The sequence below is a fragment of the Leptothoe sp. LEGE 181152 genome (assembly GCF_032906605.1).
GTDB lineage: Bacteria > Cyanobacteriota > Cyanobacteriia > Phormidesmidales > Phormidesmidaceae > Leptothoe > Leptothoe turfae.
Map to the genome: position 1 here is coordinate 200,631 of NZ_JASATU010000066.1, position 16,485 is coordinate 217,115.

At 49.8% G+C, this 16,485-nt stretch carries 10 protein-coding genes; 4 read left to right on the forward strand and 6 right to left on the reverse strand.

Annotation, left to right across the window (positions count from 1 at the left end):
- The first annotated feature begins 67 nt into the window (after window positions 1-67).
- The 3 genes from cobA (at window position 68) to QGP82_RS31545 (ending at window position 2,667) form a co-directional block, all read left to right on the forward strand.
- Window positions 68-1,600 (forward strand): uroporphyrinogen-III C-methyltransferase, encoded by a 1,533-nt coding sequence (gene cobA / locus QGP82_RS31535; protein WP_499062003.1) that lies wholly within the window; start codon window positions 68-70, stop codon window positions 1,598-1,600.
- An 8-nt stretch (window positions 1,601-1,608) separates the two neighbouring features.
- Window positions 1,609-2,214 carry a dephospho-CoA kinase gene (coaE, locus tag QGP82_RS31540; RefSeq protein ID WP_163671821.1) on the forward strand — a complete coding sequence of 202 codons (606 nt, stop codon included), beginning with the start codon at window positions 1,609-1,611 and terminating at the stop codon, window positions 2,212-2,214.
- Between the two features lie 99 nt (window positions 2,215-2,313).
- Window positions 2,314-2,667 carry a putative quinol monooxygenase gene (locus QGP82_RS31545; RefSeq protein ID WP_163669743.1) on the forward strand — a complete coding sequence of 118 codons (354 nt, stop codon included), beginning with the start codon at window positions 2,314-2,316 and terminating at the stop codon, window positions 2,665-2,667.
- A 39-nt stretch (window positions 2,668-2,706) separates the two neighbouring features.
- On the opposite strand, the gene QGP82_RS31550 is transcribed toward QGP82_RS31545, so the two are convergent.
- From QGP82_RS31550 to QGP82_RS31570, 5 genes are all read right to left on the reverse strand, one after another.
- Complete coding sequence (locus tag QGP82_RS31550; RefSeq protein ID WP_499062005.1) at window positions 2,707-4,905, reverse strand: hypothetical protein; 2,199 nt, start codon at window positions 4,903-4,905, stop codon at window positions 2,707-2,709.
- 217 nt (window positions 4,906-5,122) lie between these two features.
- A complete protein-coding gene (locus QGP82_RS31555) occupies window positions 5,123-5,467 on the reverse strand; it encodes a DUF4870 domain-containing protein (RefSeq protein WP_163669746.1) in 345 nt (114 codons plus the stop codon).
- A 270-nt stretch (window positions 5,468-5,737) separates the two neighbouring features.
- Window positions 5,738-8,152, reverse strand: coding sequence for a CHASE2 domain-containing protein (locus tag QGP82_RS31560; RefSeq protein WP_499062006.1), 2,415 nt, complete (start codon window positions 8,150-8,152; stop codon window positions 5,738-5,740).
- A gap of 249 nt (window positions 8,153-8,401) precedes the next feature.
- Complete coding sequence (locus QGP82_RS31565; protein ID WP_499062007.1) at window positions 8,402-9,181, reverse strand: DUF928 domain-containing protein; 780 nt, start codon at window positions 9,179-9,181, stop codon at window positions 8,402-8,404.
- A gap of 301 nt (window positions 9,182-9,482) precedes the next feature.
- Entirely contained in the window at window positions 9,483-12,152 is a 2,670-nt protein-coding gene (locus QGP82_RS31570) for a CHAT domain-containing protein (RefSeq protein WP_499062009.1), read from the reverse strand.
- Window positions 12,153-12,578: 426 nt separating this feature from the next.
- On the opposite strand from QGP82_RS31570, the gene QGP82_RS31575 reads away from it, so the two are divergent.
- Entirely contained in the window at window positions 12,579-15,566 is a 2,988-nt protein-coding gene (locus tag QGP82_RS31575; RefSeq protein ID WP_499062010.1) for a two-partner secretion domain-containing protein, read from the forward strand.
- A gap of 37 nt (window positions 15,567-15,603) precedes the next feature.
- Here QGP82_RS31575 and QGP82_RS31580 read toward each other — a convergent pair whose 3' ends face one another.
- On the reverse strand, window positions 15,604-16,434 hold the full coding sequence (locus QGP82_RS31580; protein WP_499062011.1) for a Uma2 family endonuclease: 831 nt from the start codon (window positions 16,432-16,434) through the stop codon (window positions 15,604-15,606).
- Window positions 16,435-16,485 lie beyond the last annotated feature (51 nt).

Here is a 16,485-nt window from a genome sequence, read left to right on the forward strand (position 1 = left end):
AAAACGCCAGCAAGATATCTGAAAGGGGGGCTATTAAGAGAGGGCTATTAAGAGGGGGCGATCAAACGTGAGCGGCAAGGTTTATCTCTTGGGCGCAGGGCCAGGCAATATCGACTACCTGACTGTGCGGGGACAACAGGTACTGCGGCAAGCGGACTGTTTAATTTACGATGCCTTGGTGGATAGGCGACTCTTGTTGCAGCTATCTCCTGTATGCGAAACCATCCATGTGGGCAAACGCGGCGGTCAGCCTAGTACACCCCAGACTAAGATCAATCAGTTACTGGTCACCCACTGTCAACAGGGGAAACAGGTGGTGAGGCTCAAAAGTGGTGACCCGTTTATCTTTGGCCGTGCAGCTGCAGAAATTCAGGCCCTTAAAAGCGCCAGCTGCAATTTTGAGGTGATTCCTGGGGTATCATCGGCGCTAGCAGCTCCTCTGCTAAATGCCATTCCATTGACCGATCCAGCTCTCAGCCATGGGTTTGGTGTTTTTACCGCCCATGACCTGCAAGCCCTTGACTGGGCTAAGGTGGCCAATTTAGAAACCTTGGTTTTTCTAATGGGTGGGCGACATCTGGGGGAAATTTGCTATCAGCTGCAAATCCACGAACGCCATGGTGATACCCCCATCGCCATCATTCAATGGGCTAGTCAGCCGCAACAGCGATGTTGGCAGGGGACCTTGCTCAACATTACCCAGCTTACAAAGGGTGAACGGCTATCGCCCTGCATTATTGTCATCGGTGAGGTGGTACGCTTGCGAGAGTTTTTGCATCCGCCAATGACGACTAACAATCTATCCCAGGACAAGCTGTCCCTAGATGACAAGATAATTCTCGTGACTCGTGCTGTGGGACAATCCAGCGCGTTTACTCAAATGCTCAATCACCAAGGTGCCACGGTGATTGATATGCCTGCGTTAGAAATTCGACCACCATCCAACTGGACTGCATTAGATCAGGCATTGGGAAACTTACAGCGGTTTGACTGGCTAATTTTAACCTCTGCCAATGCTGTTAATTTCTTTTTAGATCGGTTGTTAGAGAACAAGTACGATCTGCGGCAATTGGCCCATCTGAAACTGGCCGTTGTGGGTAAAAAAACGGCCAAGATTTTGACTGAATGGGGGTTAAGATCTGATTTCATTCCAGCTAATTATGTGGCTGATGATCTGGTAGAGAGTTTTCCGGTGCCTGTAGATGGCTTAGAGATTCTGTTTCCAAGGGTAGAGACAGGGGGGCGAGATATTCTGGTTAAAGAATTCTCCAGTCAGGGGGCCATCGTCACAGAGGTGGCTGCCTATGAGTCGGGCTGTCCTGAAACAATGGCTGTTGAGGCCGTAACAGCTCTGCAGCAAGGTCTGGTTAATGCTGTCACGTTTGCCAGTTCTAAAACCGTGCGACATTTTAAACAGCTAATGATGGCTCAGTTTGGTGAGGGGTGGATAACATATATGGAAGGGGTTGCGATCGCATCTATTGGTCCCCAAACCACAAAAACTTGCCTGGAAGACCTGGGACGCGTAGATATTGAAGCCACGACTTACACCCTAGAGGGTCTGACCGATGCCCTAGTCGCCTGGGCTGATGCCCCATGAATGGATCGATAAACCAGCGCATCATTGGTCTGACCGGAGGCATCGCCACCGGTAAAACGACTGTTTCTGACTATCTTGCCACCACCCACCGCCTGCCTATTCTTGACGCCGATGTTTATGCCCGTGAAGCAGTGGCCATCGGCTCTCCCATCTTGTGTACCTTAGCCCAGCGCTATGGGAATGACCTTTTGCTCGCTGATGGTTCCCTCAATCGTCCACAGCTGGGCACCATTATTTTTAATCAGCCCGATGAGAAACAATGGGTTGAGCAGCAAATCCACCCCTTTGTCCGCCAGCGATTCAACCAGGTGCGTCGTGAGTATCCTGCTAATCAAACCCTGGTCTACGCTATTCCACTGTTATTTGAAGCTAAACTAACCCATCTAGTTAGCGAAGTCTGGGTAGTTGTTTGTAACCTTGAACAACAAAAACAGCGACTGATGTCCCGTAATTCACTTTCCCTAAGTGCAGCAACAGCACGCATTAACCATCAGCTTCCCCTCAGTGAGAAAGTCGCCCAGGCTGATTGGGTGCTCGATAATTCTAAGGATAGAAAATGTCTCTACCAGCAGGTTGATGTAGCGCTATTGTCTACCAAATCAACAAAACCGTAAATCAACCCTAAGAATCACAAACCAACGTCACAAATTTGCAGCACCTCATAACTGTTGCTCCACACTAGAAGTTCCCTACAACTGAACCGTGAGATGACTATGAGCGACTTTACCGATTTTCTTAAACATAAACAGGCCTACATTGCCATTGGCGAATTCCAACCCGGTCGTTTCTCTGAGGCCCGACAGCTTTATGAACAGGCTGTTGCCACCTATGGTAATGGTGATGGCTTTCAAGGAGCCTATCTTTTCCAAGAGCCAGGCACCGATAGAGGCATTGCCGTAATTTTGTGGGACAACGTCGAAGATATGGATGCCCATCAGAACCCTACCTATCAAAAAATTGTTAGGGAGCTATCCGGTCTATTTGCCGCACCACCAGACGTAAAGTTCTACGAAGTTTGCAGTGAAATTGGCTTAATGGGTCAGCTTGCCCATGCCGTTGTTGCTTAAACATAGACAACCCCAACAGGGCCCCGAAAGTTCATAATGCTAGATTGCCACTGGCGCATTTATCTGCAGTATTTGCTTAAGCCGAGCTAACTTGCGCACTACCTGTTTCAGATTATTCCAATCGCCAGTGGCCCGCAGTAAACGGGCAGCTGTTTCTAAGTCAGCAATTGCCTGCAACACCTTACCCTGTTTTTGATAAACCGCGCCCCGGTAGCAGTAGGGCAGTGCCAGCTTAGGCTGTCGCTCAATTGCTAAGCCAAATTTTCCCACCGCCTGGCGGAGCTCTCCCTGAAATTGGAAAATTCGCCCTTGATAAAAGTAAGGAATAGCACTCTGGGGGCAAAGCTCAGAAGCAGCGGCCAGGTCATCAAGGGCACCATCATAGTCCCGAATATCTATTCTCAGTACGCCTCGATTACAGCGAGCGGCAAACAATCCAGCGTTCAAGTGAATGGCATCGCCAAAGTCCTTAAGAGCTCTGGCATAGTCATTCATCTCCATCCAGGCAACACCACGACAATTATAGGCAGCTGCACTAGGGCTACTGGCAATCACGTGGGTAAAGTCGTCAATTGCTCCGGCAAAGTCACGCATATCGTAGCGAGTAATGCCGCGATTAAAGTAAGCACCGGTATCTTCAGCGTTAATGACAGGATTCTCAAAACGCTGAATCAGGGGCTGAATCACACCGAGATCAGTCGTGTGCAGTTTAAGCTTTACGGTGGGAAAGAGACTGGTTTGGGTAGATAGGGCCTGCATGCCAATCAGGGCAGAGGTGGAATCACACACCATAAAGTTCTCGGTGGTACCCAAAACCTTAAAAGAAAACAGATCTGGATAATCTTGCTTGAGGGGTAATAACTGATTAAGGGCATGTTTTAGCTGACGATGGCGAGCGTTACTTTCACTCCAACGTTGGCTAATGCTGCGTAGTAAGGGATGCTCACGATTCTCTCCTTGGTGGCACCAGCCAATATCCAAGCGACAGTTGCGATCGAGTACTTGACGTAGTTGCTGTAGCAGATCGGCATCAAGGTTAACACTGTCAGCCCAAGGCCAAACCAACACAACTCTTTTCTGAGCCTTGGCCAAAAGTTGTTCTAGGGCCCGTCGACTATTTGACTTACCTTCCACATTGTCAAAGTCGAATAGCCACTGACTCTCAGCCGCAGAGGACAGTGATGTTTGGAATGGCTCCAGGGTTTCAGCCACCGCCTGTAGCACCGTTTCGGTGATGGTGCTCATTTGCTGATCCGTAGCGTCTAAACGCTCTTGCAGTTGGGCAAAGACATCACCTGTTGGATTGTGCAAGGGACCTAATGTTTCAGCCACAGCCTCTAACACAGAGTTAGTTACTGTGCTCATTTCTTGCTCTAAGGAATCAACCCGCCGTTGTAATCGCGCTACCGGGACTGATGGCTCATTAGTAAAGCTGGGAGCTGCCTGCAGCATGGCTGATTTATCAGCCTGTATTTCCTGCAATCGAGCTGATAGTGCCAAAAACTCATCCCGAGAGACCATATCTGAAACCGTTTTAACCAGCTCCTGCACCTCGGCTTTGAGTAACGATTGGCGCTCATCAGTTGTGAGCTGTAGCACCTGCTGTTTCAAATATTGAAGCTTGTCATTTAGGCCAGAATAATTATTCTTTGTATCTGCCCCAAAGACTTCCAGATGAACTCGCAACTGCATCAACTCAGCCTTGAGCTTTGTCACCATCGACTCAGCTGTTTCAAGGCGGCTGGTGTCTGCAAGTTGCTGACAGCGAGACCTGACATCCTTGAGGTTAATCCCTAGCTTGGTGCAGTGATCCTTCAGTTTCCCAATGTCCTGGTGCAGCTCCTGTAAGTCTGGAACTTCTTGCTGTTCAATTTTTTCCAGCAACATGTTCCGCGTGTATTCAAATAACTGGGATAAACTCAGAATATCTTGCTGGTTCTGAGCAACGACTGACTGCCGCACGGCCTGAAGCTGTTCATGGGTGGGCACATCTTCCAGTTGCTCTTGCATATCGTGCAACCGGTTATCTAAGGTGCTGTTGACCGACAACATCACTGACTCGCTCTGGGAAAGCCTCGATTGTAGCTGTCTGCGGCTGATTAACCCTAAACCAGCTAGTAGTGACAAAGGGGCCGCAGCTAACAGTGCCTGTTGTGTAGCCATGGAGGCAACTGTTCCAGCACCAGAGCCTACGAGCAGTGCGTATTCAGTCCAATTAAACCAGCGATCTTTATTCACAGGGGTTGCCGAATGGGTTACGAAAAAAGCAGTCCGTCTAAGATGTTGGACTACTTATTACAGTATTCATCCTGGCCATAGACCCATCAGGAGATTAGTCAAGTCTTTAAGTGTCAACAAATGATGAAATCGTCTCAGTATTTACTCGGACACGAAAAAACATTTCAAGCTCAAGCTCTGATTTGTAAAGAGCTTGAGCAGAGATGTCTACGCTGACTTACAGAAAGCGAATAATAAATGGGTATTTAAAGGCACTATCAGGGTTACTGAAACTTCCCAAAATTGCGAGCACTGGCATAACCCACTGAAAAATTATTAGGGGAATGACAAGCAGCCAGCCAATCAGGATCCATACCAAAATACCTACGACAAAACTATAGATCCAGATATTCAGGTGGAAGTTCAAGGCTTCTTTAGAGTTTTCCTTCACAACTGGGTCATCAGAAACAATCCAAAGCGCAGCAGGAATGCCAGCTGAAAATATTAGCTGACTTAGAAAGATGGAGCCATGGGCCAGGGCTGACAAGACTTTGCGCTTATCGCTATCAAAGGTTGCATCCATGATGTTTACGTTTCTTTTTTGCTGTGACTTTATAGTAGTCGATAGTCTCAAGGTATCCGTTAGGGAAAACCGTAGTCGGTGACAGTCAATGAAGCGGACCCACTATCTCAGGGCAATTACACCTGATCAGACGGTAGGATTGCAACACATTTACATGCAGTTGCAATTATTTACAATAGGTAAGCCCTTCTAAGGTCGTGCTCCCGTTGCTACTGGCTGGTTGTCTAATCTTCTTTACGGGTGGGTAATGTCGACCCGCCCGTACACGGTCTATTGATAACGCACACCTAAATATTGGGACAATTTATCCAACAGCTCATCGCGGCGAAATGGCTTGCTGACAAAATCGTCGCAACCAGCCCCCAGGCTTTTTTCTCGATCTTGAGCCAGAGCACTGGCAGTCAGTGCCACAATAGTAGGCGAAGAGATATTGGCCTCTTGGCTTTTCTGCCGAATTTGGCGAGTGGCTTCGCAGCCATTCATCACGGGCATTTGCATATCCATCCAGATGAAGTGGGGGTGCCAACTTTCCCAGAGAGCAACGGCTTCTTGACCATTGGTGGCTTCACGGATCTGAAATCCTAACGATGTCAATAGTTTGTTGAGTAACTTACGACTAATCGGCTCATCATCAGCAATTAATATGCGTAAAGGTGCTTGATCCGCAGCCAGACTACTGACATGGTAGGCAGGGGGAGGTTGATGCTGAAGGGACGGTTCTAGGCTGGCTGGAATATCAAACTTAAATATTGTTCCTCGGTCTAAAACGGAACTAATGGTAATTTCTCCTCCCATTAAATTAACCAGCTGCTGGCTAATGGGTAAGCCCAATCCTACCCCGTCTAAAAAAGTTCGCCCTACTTTACCTTGGGTAAAAATCTCAAACAGAGTAGACACTTCCTCCTGAGCGATACCGGGACCAGTGTCTTCTACTGCAAAGTGCAACAGAAGTTGAGACTGTTTGCTCATGGTACCTGAAAGGCGCAGAATAACAGTGCCGGCCTCAGTAAATTTAATTGAGTTATCTAATAGGTTAATTAATACTTGTCGTAATTTGCCTTCATCCGCCGTCACAAACTGGGGCACATTGGGGGTTCGTTCAAAATAGAGTTTTAGCCCCTTAGCCATGGCCTTAGGCTCTAGCATGGCTTTGAGCATATCCAACAGACTGTGCAGGTCTACGCTGGTTTCATGTAATACAACCCGGTTAGCTTCAATTTTAGAAATCTCAAGAATATCGTTAATCAAATTGAGGAGATGCTCGCCGCTAAGATTAATAATGTCTAAAGACTTTTTTTGTTGTGTCGTTAATGATGGATCTTGTCCCATTAGCTGAGTAAAGCCTAAGATCGCGTTAAGCGGTGTCCGAAATTCATGGCTCATTTTGGCTAAAAACTGACTTTTGGCTTGGGATGCGGCTTCAGCTCGAATTTTGTCTTTCTCAAGTTTGAGATTTTGTTGGGCTAACTCGGTGCGATAGTGTTGCAATTTGAGGATTTCGTAGCCTGCGATCGCACTTGCAGACCCAATCAGCGCTAAAAATGGAGGCACCACCGGAATCCACCAGCCACCGAGAAATGTTAGATAGCTACTGACTGACAAAACACCCCCTGCCAATACTACAGCGGTGATCAAAATAGCCAGACGGGTAAACCTCCGGGTACTATCTCGTTTGGATTCCAATAGCCACTGGTATCCCAGGGCTCCCACCCCAGACCAGATCAAAATCCAGACTGCCTCTATGGGATCAGCCCATACCCGCAGCACTGCCCGGCCATCCAGGGCTGCACTCACTAGAGTGCTGGCCAGATTGGCATGGAGTACCATTCCTGCCGTCGCTTCTGGTGTATTGATCAGGCGACTGCTGTAGGGCGTATAAAACAAGTCATTGAGACTGGTGGCCATGCCGCCGACAAGTACGATGCGATCGCGAACCAAATCTGGCTCTAGACGATTATTCAGGGCCTCAGTTACAGATATCTGGGGAAATTGGTTTGCATGGCCGCGAAAATTAATCAGAATCTGATAACCACCAGCGTTAGTGCGAATGTAGCCACCAGCGTTACCGCGCAATGGCCTGAGGATCGCCTGTCCCAAACGATAAATTTTCTGGTCCGCATCCACCACTTCCTGGGGAACTCCCTGCATGGCTAAATAACGCACGGCCAGCTCTGCCCCCAGCCCCAGTCGGAGCTCATCGTCGGCATTGGCATGGGACAACAATCCTCGCCGAAACTTACCATCCGCATCCACCAGCAAGTCAGTCAGGGCCACCTGTCCCTGGCTCTCTAACTCAGCGGGGGGGGCCACTGTGCGGCCAATGGCTTTCTCGACACCAATCAGATTAGAGGTAGACGTCATCACCTCAACCCAGTCTTGATGCCCCGGCTCCACAGGTAGGTCGCGATATAGGTCTAAACCGATGACAGCAGGTTGATGTTGTCTGAGATTTTGAATCAGCTGGGCCAGTGTGGCGTCAGAGAGAGGCCACTGACCGAGACGACTGATATCAGACTCCTCAATGGTGACCAGCAGAATTCGTTCGTCAATGGGGTCTACTGGTCGTAGTTGAAAGTATTGGTCATAGATCGCCCACTCTAATAACTGTAGCGCGCCTGTAAAGCGTATGGCGATGACGACACCAGCCACAATTGGCGTTGTTAACAGTGCAGCAATCCATCGCATCTAAGTCATCTGAAAAGTACTGTGCATTCTCTTCTTTTTATCAGCGCGACTCTTGCATTATTGCAGAGCAGGGTAGCTGATGTGTTTTCATACAGGCAAGGAGGCAAATTAGCGAATGTATCGTGGTCACTCAAGCGCAAATTGTAGGGTAAACAATGAGAAACAAGAAAACCCATGACTCAAGTCTCTACCAGTTCCATGGCCTAACTGATGGGAGACTTATCTGAGTTTTTATAGGGTAATGCAATGCTAGTTAAGAAATGGGGTGTTTGCGATCGCACCTAAATCTTCAGACCGGAGCAACTCAATCCAATTCTCATTGAGAGCATTGCTCTCAGGCTGGCGTTCCTTCAGCAGTGCCAGGCTTAACAACATATCATGCCAAACACCAGCCCGTCCGTAAATAACCGCCTGGGACAACAAGGGCTGCTGGGGGGGCAAGTCATTATCAGACAGGTCAATGCGACGAATCTGACCACTGGTGATGGGCAGATCTGTTTGCGTGGGCTGGCAGAGCAGTGCCAGGGACCAATGATACGTTTGCCCCACGACCAATTCAGGACTATCCATCGGTAAAGAAATCCTAAGAATCCCCCCGGTTTGAGGAATCTGTAGACGGCTTTGATATACGCCGTTTTGCTCGTCATCTCTCAACGTTAAATGGGCCTGAGTGGCCATTGTGGGAGGCACATAAACCATCAGGGTGGGGTGGGAAGACGTCGTCAACCCTACCCCAGACTGGGGCACCAGTGCTGTCATCGGAAACGCATAGGATTCATCCTGCATACATTTTATGTCTGCAGGGCGAGAGGCTCCACCGCGAGAATTATCTACCTTTTCATCAGTAGGCGGTTCAAACATAATTAGGGGAGTGGCGGTTGCCGGACGCGACGCCCTCATGGGACCAGGGGATGGCGCAGGACTAACCTGGGCTATCGTATTAATTACTGACCCAAAATTAATCACTGACCCAAACGACAAAATTCCTAGTAGAGCCAGACACAAGCGGTTATGTAGAGAACGTTTCATAGGTATCTGATATCAATGGAAAATGAAAAAGATTTGGCTGTACTGATTCTTGGGAGGATTCAATCTGAAAAATCAAGGATTTTGGATAATCCTGCTAGATCGATTTACCCTCTAAATCATCAACAGCAAAGATTTTAAGTAAAGGAGATTTTAAACAGGTATCTGAATGAAGCCGTTTGCACCATGTGCCTAATCAGTTATCCCTCCCTATGAGAGATATGGCATGGCCTGAGATGCCTCCTTATTTAATTTTTTTGTTTCATTCCTCCAGGTTTAGCATCACTTCATAAACCACCTCCCACTACAACCAATTACCCACTAAAACAAACGGAGCCCAGTAGAAGGGCTGCTGATACTGGGGGTGTTTTAACAAGCTTAACTGTGCCGCTCTTAGGGCCGCCGCTTTACTCATGTCTGGGTTTTCTGCCAGCTGGCGATAAAATTCCACCATCAGGGTGGCCGTGGATTCATCTTTCACTTGCCAAAGTGTTGCCAGGGTACTGCGGGCACCAGACCGCAGGGCAATGCCAGCTAACCCTAGGGCAGCTCGTTTATCTCCCGTAGCCGTTTGACAGGCACTGAGTACCAAGAGTTCTAATGCTTGGTCCGGGTCTCGTTTTCTGGGCTGTAGTAAGGCCTCCAAATCTTGAACATTGATCCGACCATCCCATGTCACCAGAAACGTTTCCTCTGCCTTGGAGCTAAACTGGCCATGGGTCGCTAAATGCACCACTGAAAAGGGTATATCGTTGAGGGCGCGTTGGAGTCGATCGGTGGTAAAGCTTTGATTGAGTAGCGTGGTGGTGGGCAGTGTAGAGCCAATTTGATTGACTTCTGTGTTAACACCGGGCAACGCGGAGAACCCTTGTTGAGAAATACTCAATCCCCCCGTCAGCACATCCAGCCGCCCCGGATCGAGGGACTGGGGTTCAAGCAGCTGTAGCCCTGGGCTGAGGGCAATGCCATAGCGCTCAATGAGGTAGCGTTTACCATCATGCAGTGCCGCCATGGGCAAATTTCGTAACGTGCCGTCCAGCACAAACACCAGTGTTTGGGTATCCCCTAAGAAGTACTCAGCCGGGCGGATCAGCCAGTCATAGAGCTGCTGTGACACCTGTAGGCGATCGGCTTCGAAAAAGTGAGGATTTAAGTAAAGTTGTAGCTGGGCAATGGCGGTTTCAATATCGGCCTGGGGCAGACGCGTTTCATAGTAAAACAGGGGTAGGTCGGGGCGGGAAACAATCACCGCCAGACGATCGGACAAGATAATTGGATAAATGACAGCCGCTGTCGCATCAACGGTGTCAATGAGTTGAGATTTTGCTTGTAAACAAGCATGACGAAAAAAGTTATCCAGTTCCGCCAGCTGTAGAGATTCAATCAACTGCCTAGCCTGTTGTAGCTGAGCCTGCTGAGGGTCTTGCTCTAGGAGGAGTGAGACAAGTTCTCGATACACTGGCTCAACGGTTTCAAGAAAGGAAAACTGTAGCTCAGGATTGAGGGCCACTAGCTCCTGTCTTAAGGACTGGAGGGATTTAACCGCATTACTGTAGGATGAGATCGCAGCTTTAGTCGCTCCCTGATGTTTCAAAATGCGGCCCAACTGCCACTGCCAGGTGGTTTTCAAATCAGGTGCATTCAGACCTTCTGCCAACTGCATTGCCCGTTGTGTCAACTGTTGAGCGTCTTGCCATTGCCCAGCGGCCTCATAGAGGTGGCCCAGCTGTCCCAAGGCAAAGGCTTCGGCCCGCGTATCCGATAGCATCTGGGCAGATTGCACCGCATTGGCCAACAATTGGGCCATGGTTGCCCTCTGACCAGATAATTGTTGGCCGATGGGCGATTGGGCTGCCCGAATCCAGCTGGCAACAAAGTTGACCTGGGCATAAATGGTGTCCCGACCCGGTGGTAGGGCCGTTAATGGGTCAGGCAACGTAGATAACAGAGACTGTGCTGACGACCACTGCCCTGTTTTGACCAACAGTTGCAGCTGATGAAGCTGGGCCTCAATGCGAGACATCGGCTGACTGGCCCTATTCGCCGCTTGCCGATAGTGGGATAGGGCAGTTTCATAGTCACCCTGGGCAGCCAGGGTATTACCTATATTAACTAAAGTGGCACTGGCTTCATCCGCAAAGACTGGCGTGGTGGCCACCAGTGTCTGGGTAATTTCCAGACTTTCGGTGAGTAGGGATTGCGATCGCTCTAAATCTCCCACCGCCTGTAGGGCTGTGCCTAAAAGTTTGAGGCTAGTCGCTTTTACCGTTGGCTCTGAGAGGGTCTTTACTGTTGCCAGAGATTGTTCTAATAATTGCTGAGACTGTTGATAATATCCCAGAGTTTGTAGTGCCTTCGCTTGATTGAGCTGGGCCCCTAGTTGACCAGTGGTATCGCCTACCGAAGCATAGGTAGCTGCCGCTTGCTTCCAGGTTTCGATTCCTTGCTCAGGCTGTCCTAAAACCAGTTGCAATTGTCCATGCAGGTTTAAGCTGGCGGCCAACAGTGTTGCATCCCGTTGGGAGGTCTCCGCCAATAGGGTCTGACTCTTATGATTGGTTTGCTGAGCCAATGCCCACTGGCCCAAATTAAAATAAGCCAGCGCCAGATAGTGTAGTGCCCTGGCCTGGTGTAGTTGCTGGCCCTGGCGTTCATAGTCCTTGGCCGCTTGCTGCCAAACATCTGCGGCTGATACTAACTGACCCGCTGCAAATAAGGCACTGCCCTGACTGAGGGCACTGATGTTGGGATCCTCAAGATTGGGATCCTCAAGATTGGGACCCGCAAGGTTGATGCCCTCAGCTAATGGTTCCCCTACAGTAGTCTTTGCCTGATGAATGGGGCTGGGGAGATAAAGCTCTCCCCTTGCTATCACGGGCGTCCCCCACATCCATAGCCAGCAGCTGACTATGGCCAACATCATTAGCCAGCTACGTCGCCAAAACCGTCTGTTACATATCTGCACAAGTCGCATCGCCGTTTAGCCTCTGTGACATTTCTAGGCAACGATGTCTAATAAGGTCATTCAACCTGTCTCCGTAGAAATCGGGATATCCATCAGATAATTGGGGTGATAAATACATTTCTTAACCACCCAGGTCGCAAGGGGATATCCACTCAAGCCAAGTTCCCTTGATTAGACCAGAACGCTAGAATCTACCAGGATTCTAAGCCCTGACCAGTTAATTCTATGGGGTAGCTAACGCCTTGTTCTATCCAGGTGCTCCTTTAAAGACCGACTTAACCCTATAGTGAATGATCCGTAAATTAAAACCCATGATTCAACAATTCTCCCGATCGTTCTAGCTGTGTTTTGTAAGCTATGGCAAGAAGACAAAGTTGTTTGTCTTTGGGCAAGCCAATCATGTTATGAACGCTCATAGAAGCAAGGCTCCCTATCATGTCTCGACTGGTAATGCCCCGACGAGTAATACCCCGATTAGACTGGTCTACTAAGCTGACGGGTTACAGCTGGGTGATGGCAACGCTGCTGAGTGCGTTGGCACCCCCAGGGATTGTCCCAGCAGTCCAGGCCCAGACCCAGGACCCGATTGTGCCTGACAACACGACTAGCTCGGTGGTGCCCAAGGGCTGTACTACATGCCCGATTACGGGCGGTATCCTCAGCGACGATAGTCAAACTCTTTTCCACAGTTTTCAACAGTTTTCAGTACCTACTGGCGGGGCGGCTCTTTTCTTGAATGATCCGTCCCTGAGCACGATCATCACGCGGGTGACAGGGGGGCAACGCTCGGATATTGACGGTGCGATCGCGGCCCAGGGCAACGCTGATTTGTTTTTACTTAACCCCAACGGCGTCATCTTTGGTCCCAATGCCGTGCTCCAGGTGCCGGGTTCTTTTATTGCCAGCAGCGCTGACAGTGTTGTCTTTGCCAATGGCGATGTTTTTAGCGCTGCTACAGCCAATGCTCCACCGTTATTAACCGTGAGTACCCCTGTGGGGTTGCAGCTAGGAACAACGCCAGGAGATATCCTTGTGGAAGGTTCAGGTGACTTTCCACCCACACGGCCCGGTTTATTTGTGTCCCCTGGTCATACCCTGGCTTTATTGGGAGGTGATGTCAGGGTAGTCGGTGGCACTGTGTCGGCACCATCGGGACGGTTAGAAATTGGCAGTGCGGCCCAGGGGACAGTCAGACTAAGGCCTGTTACCAACGGTTTTGATCTGCAATACAACACCGTCTCAAGATTTGGCGCAATTGACCTGAGTCAGGGAGCCTTACTTAACACCAGTGGCCCTGGGGCCGGAGACATTGACCTACGGGGACAAACAGTTCTTGTGGAAGACGGTTCCCAGGTATTAGCGGTAACCCAGGGGCCATTATCAGGGGGAGATTTAAGGATAAGGGCCACTGATTCGGTCACCGTGCAAGGAGAGTCGGCCAATGGTCAGATTATCAGCCGTTTGAGTACGGATACCATTGGTGATGGCATGGGCGGCGACCTGATTGTGGATACACGGCAGCTTCAGGTTCGCGATCGCGGCTTGCTATCGGCCTCCACGGCAGGGAATGGAGCTGGAGGTAATCTGATCCTGCGGGCTAGCGACTCGATTGAACTTAGCGGGACTGGGTTTCAGTCACTACAAACCCTGATTATCGGTGCCCTTCAAGGCACATTAGATATTTCTGCTGCTGAAAGTGGACTATTAGCCGGCAGTGATGGAGCCGGAGCAGCGGGTCAACTAAGGATTGATACGCCCCAGTTACGCCTGCAGGACGGAGCATTAATCTCAACCACGACTAGTGGCAATGGTGCGGGTGGCGATGCGTTTATCAAGACTACTGAGTCAGTTGAAATCATCGGTTCAATTATCTTAACGGGCACTCTCCAAGGCACCACCCAGGATGCCGGTGATTTAACTCTCGATACTCAGCGTCTGGTATTGCGCGATGGCGGACTATTACAAACAATCACCTTTGGCGCAGGAGATGGCGGTGAATTGATCGTCAATGCCACTGAGTCAGTTGAATTGCTAGATACCCCAGTAGGAGCCGTTGCGCCTACGGGCATTTTTGCCAACAGCATTTTTGGTACCGGCTCGGGGGGGAATATTACGGTCAATACTCAGGAATTCACTATGACAGGGGGCGCTCAGGTGAGTAATCAAACGGGGGCTTTTTTGGGGAACGCAGTGATTCCATTGGGCGGTCCTGCTGGAGATGTCATTCTCAATGTCGGCGGCACCACTGAAATCATTGGCTTATCCCCAAATGGTCGCTTTGGCAGTGGTCCGGGTACATCTAGCTTTAGCGGGGCTCCTGCCGGTGATGTAATACTCAACACCGGTAATCTCTTTATTCGAGATGGGGCCAATATTTCGACCACTACCTTCAGCGATGGGCCAGGGGGCACACTCACCGTCAATGTGGCCGATGTGTTAGAAATCAGCGGCACTGGTACAAGACAACCCTTAGGGGTAATTGTCGAATTGCCCAGTAGCCTGGTCTCCTCGTCTGGGCGGGCTGATTTTCCGGGGCTGGTGGGCAATGGGGCAGCGGGAGAGCTACAGGTCACTGCAGGTGAGCTGATTATTAGAGATGGGGGTGCGATCGCAATCAATAGTCAAGGGCCTGGGGATGCGGGCACATTAAATGCCACCGCCCACCTGATTCGGCTAGAAAATGGCGGCACCATTAACGCCGCTACCACCACAGGTGCTGGCGGCAACATTGAACTACAAACGCCCATTTTGTTACTAAGGCAGGGCAGTAACATTAACACCGATGCTGGTAATGCCGATGGTGGCAACATTGACATTGATACTGTTTTTCTCATCGCCCTTGAAAACAGCGATATTACAGCCAATGCTCAACGAGGCAGAGGGGGAAGAGTTAGCATCACCGCCCAAAATATTCTCGGCACCGCCTTTAGAGAAAACCTCACACCTGCAAGTGACATTACAGCCACATCAGCATTGGGACCTGAGTTTAGCGGTGTGGTCGACCTCAACACACCTGAGCTAGAACCCGACAGCGGCCTGGTGGAGTTACCTGCCACCATTAACGATCCGACGAATCAAATTGTTGCAGGTTGCGCCGCTGATAGTAACAATAGTTTTGTTATTGGTGGCCAAAATGGACTACCGACAAATCCTACCCAGCGACTACAAACATCAGGTGGCTGGCAAGATTTGCGTTTTTTAAATGATGTTGATGCGGCAACAACATCAGCACCTGAAAGCGAGACTGTGATCATCGAGGGACCAACAATCTCAAATTCTCAACCTATGCTTGAGGCTAGCTACGCCCAGGTTAACGACAACGGTCAAATTGTTTTAGCCGCTAAAACCCATGACCCATCTCGGTTTAATTCTCAGCATGACCCATCGGGTGAATGTGCTGCCCATCGTTACAATTCCCCCTAGGCCCTGGCTCAATAAGCGACATTGATGGTCTCCTTGCTTAAACTGTGTCTGGATCAACCCCCATCGCTCTAAGACGTTCTGCTAATTGTTCTGCCCGTTTTTCTGCTTGCTCGGTATCTGTTAGCAGCCAGTTACCGTCTACATCGCACCACCGTAGCCATGGGCCAGGCAACCCTTCAAAGTAGCCTTCCCATAGGCCCAATCCGATTTTTAGGTCGTCTAGCCAAATCATAGGGGTGCCATCCTGGATGGATTGCTCTTCATAACGGCGACCAACGAGCTTAAAATAGCGCAAGCGCTGGGTATAACGGCTATAGACCAGATAATGGGGAACTCGTAGATATTTTTCATAAACGTCGACCTTGCTAGGAGGACGTTCGGCACCATTGGCCGGAGGGTGGGCATTGCTCACTCTGCTTTCGGGAATTTTATTATCGTCATCAGGAATCTGATCGCTATCTTTGAAAAATCGACCCAGGTCTTCCTGTTCTGTGCGGGGGGATAAAAATCCTACAACGATGGTGGGGGCTTGGCCTTCTTGCCAGACGACGTAGCTACGGCGTAGGTCATGGCCATCGTAGAGGCGAGGGACGTCGAGTGCTAAGAACCAGTCAGGGCGTTTGTGCCAGAGGGGGTGCTGAACATCGTAATAAAGGTTAAGGTCAGAGCCGGTAAAGCGGTTGTCGGCGGCGTAATCTTGTAGGCGCAGAGTACGGCTCAGCAGTTGGGGTTGTAGGTCATGAAATTCGTCTGGCAAACCAGGTTCCTCTGGAAATTCGCTGGGTAGGTCATACATAGTAGGCAGTGTCTCGCGCGGGGAGCGAGGCTGCTCGGTTTGAGGGACGGAATAGCCAGTGGTGAAGGGCATGAGGTGGCACAATCAGCTAAACAGCATTAGCAGGCTAGTGCTATTGTACAG

Coding starts and splice junctions, on each gene's coding strand:
- QGP82_RS31570 (WP_499062009.1), bottom strand. CDS start 12,152: ATGCGACTTGTGCAGATATGTAACAGACGGTTTTGGCGACGTAGCTGG.
- QGP82_RS31565 (WP_499062007.1), bottom strand. CDS start 9,181: ATGAAACGTTCTCTACATAACCGCTTGTGTCTGGCTCTACTAGGAATT.
- QGP82_RS31545 (WP_163669743.1), top strand. CDS start 2,314: ATGAGCGACTTTACCGATTTTCTTAAACATAAACAGGCCTACATTGCC.
- QGP82_RS31575 (WP_499062010.1), top strand. CDS start 12,579: ATGTCTCGACTGGTAATGCCCCGACGAGTAATACCCCGATTAGACTGG.
- QGP82_RS31580 (WP_499062011.1), bottom strand. CDS start 16,434: ATGCCCTTCACCACTGGCTATTCCGTCCCTCAAACCGAGCAGCCTCGC.
- QGP82_RS31555 (WP_163669746.1), bottom strand. CDS start 5,467: ATGGATGCAACCTTTGATAGCGATAAGCGCAAAGTCTTGTCAGCCCTG.
- QGP82_RS31560 (WP_499062006.1), bottom strand. CDS start 8,152: ATGCGATGGATTGCTGCACTGTTAACAACGCCAATTGTGGCTGGTGTC.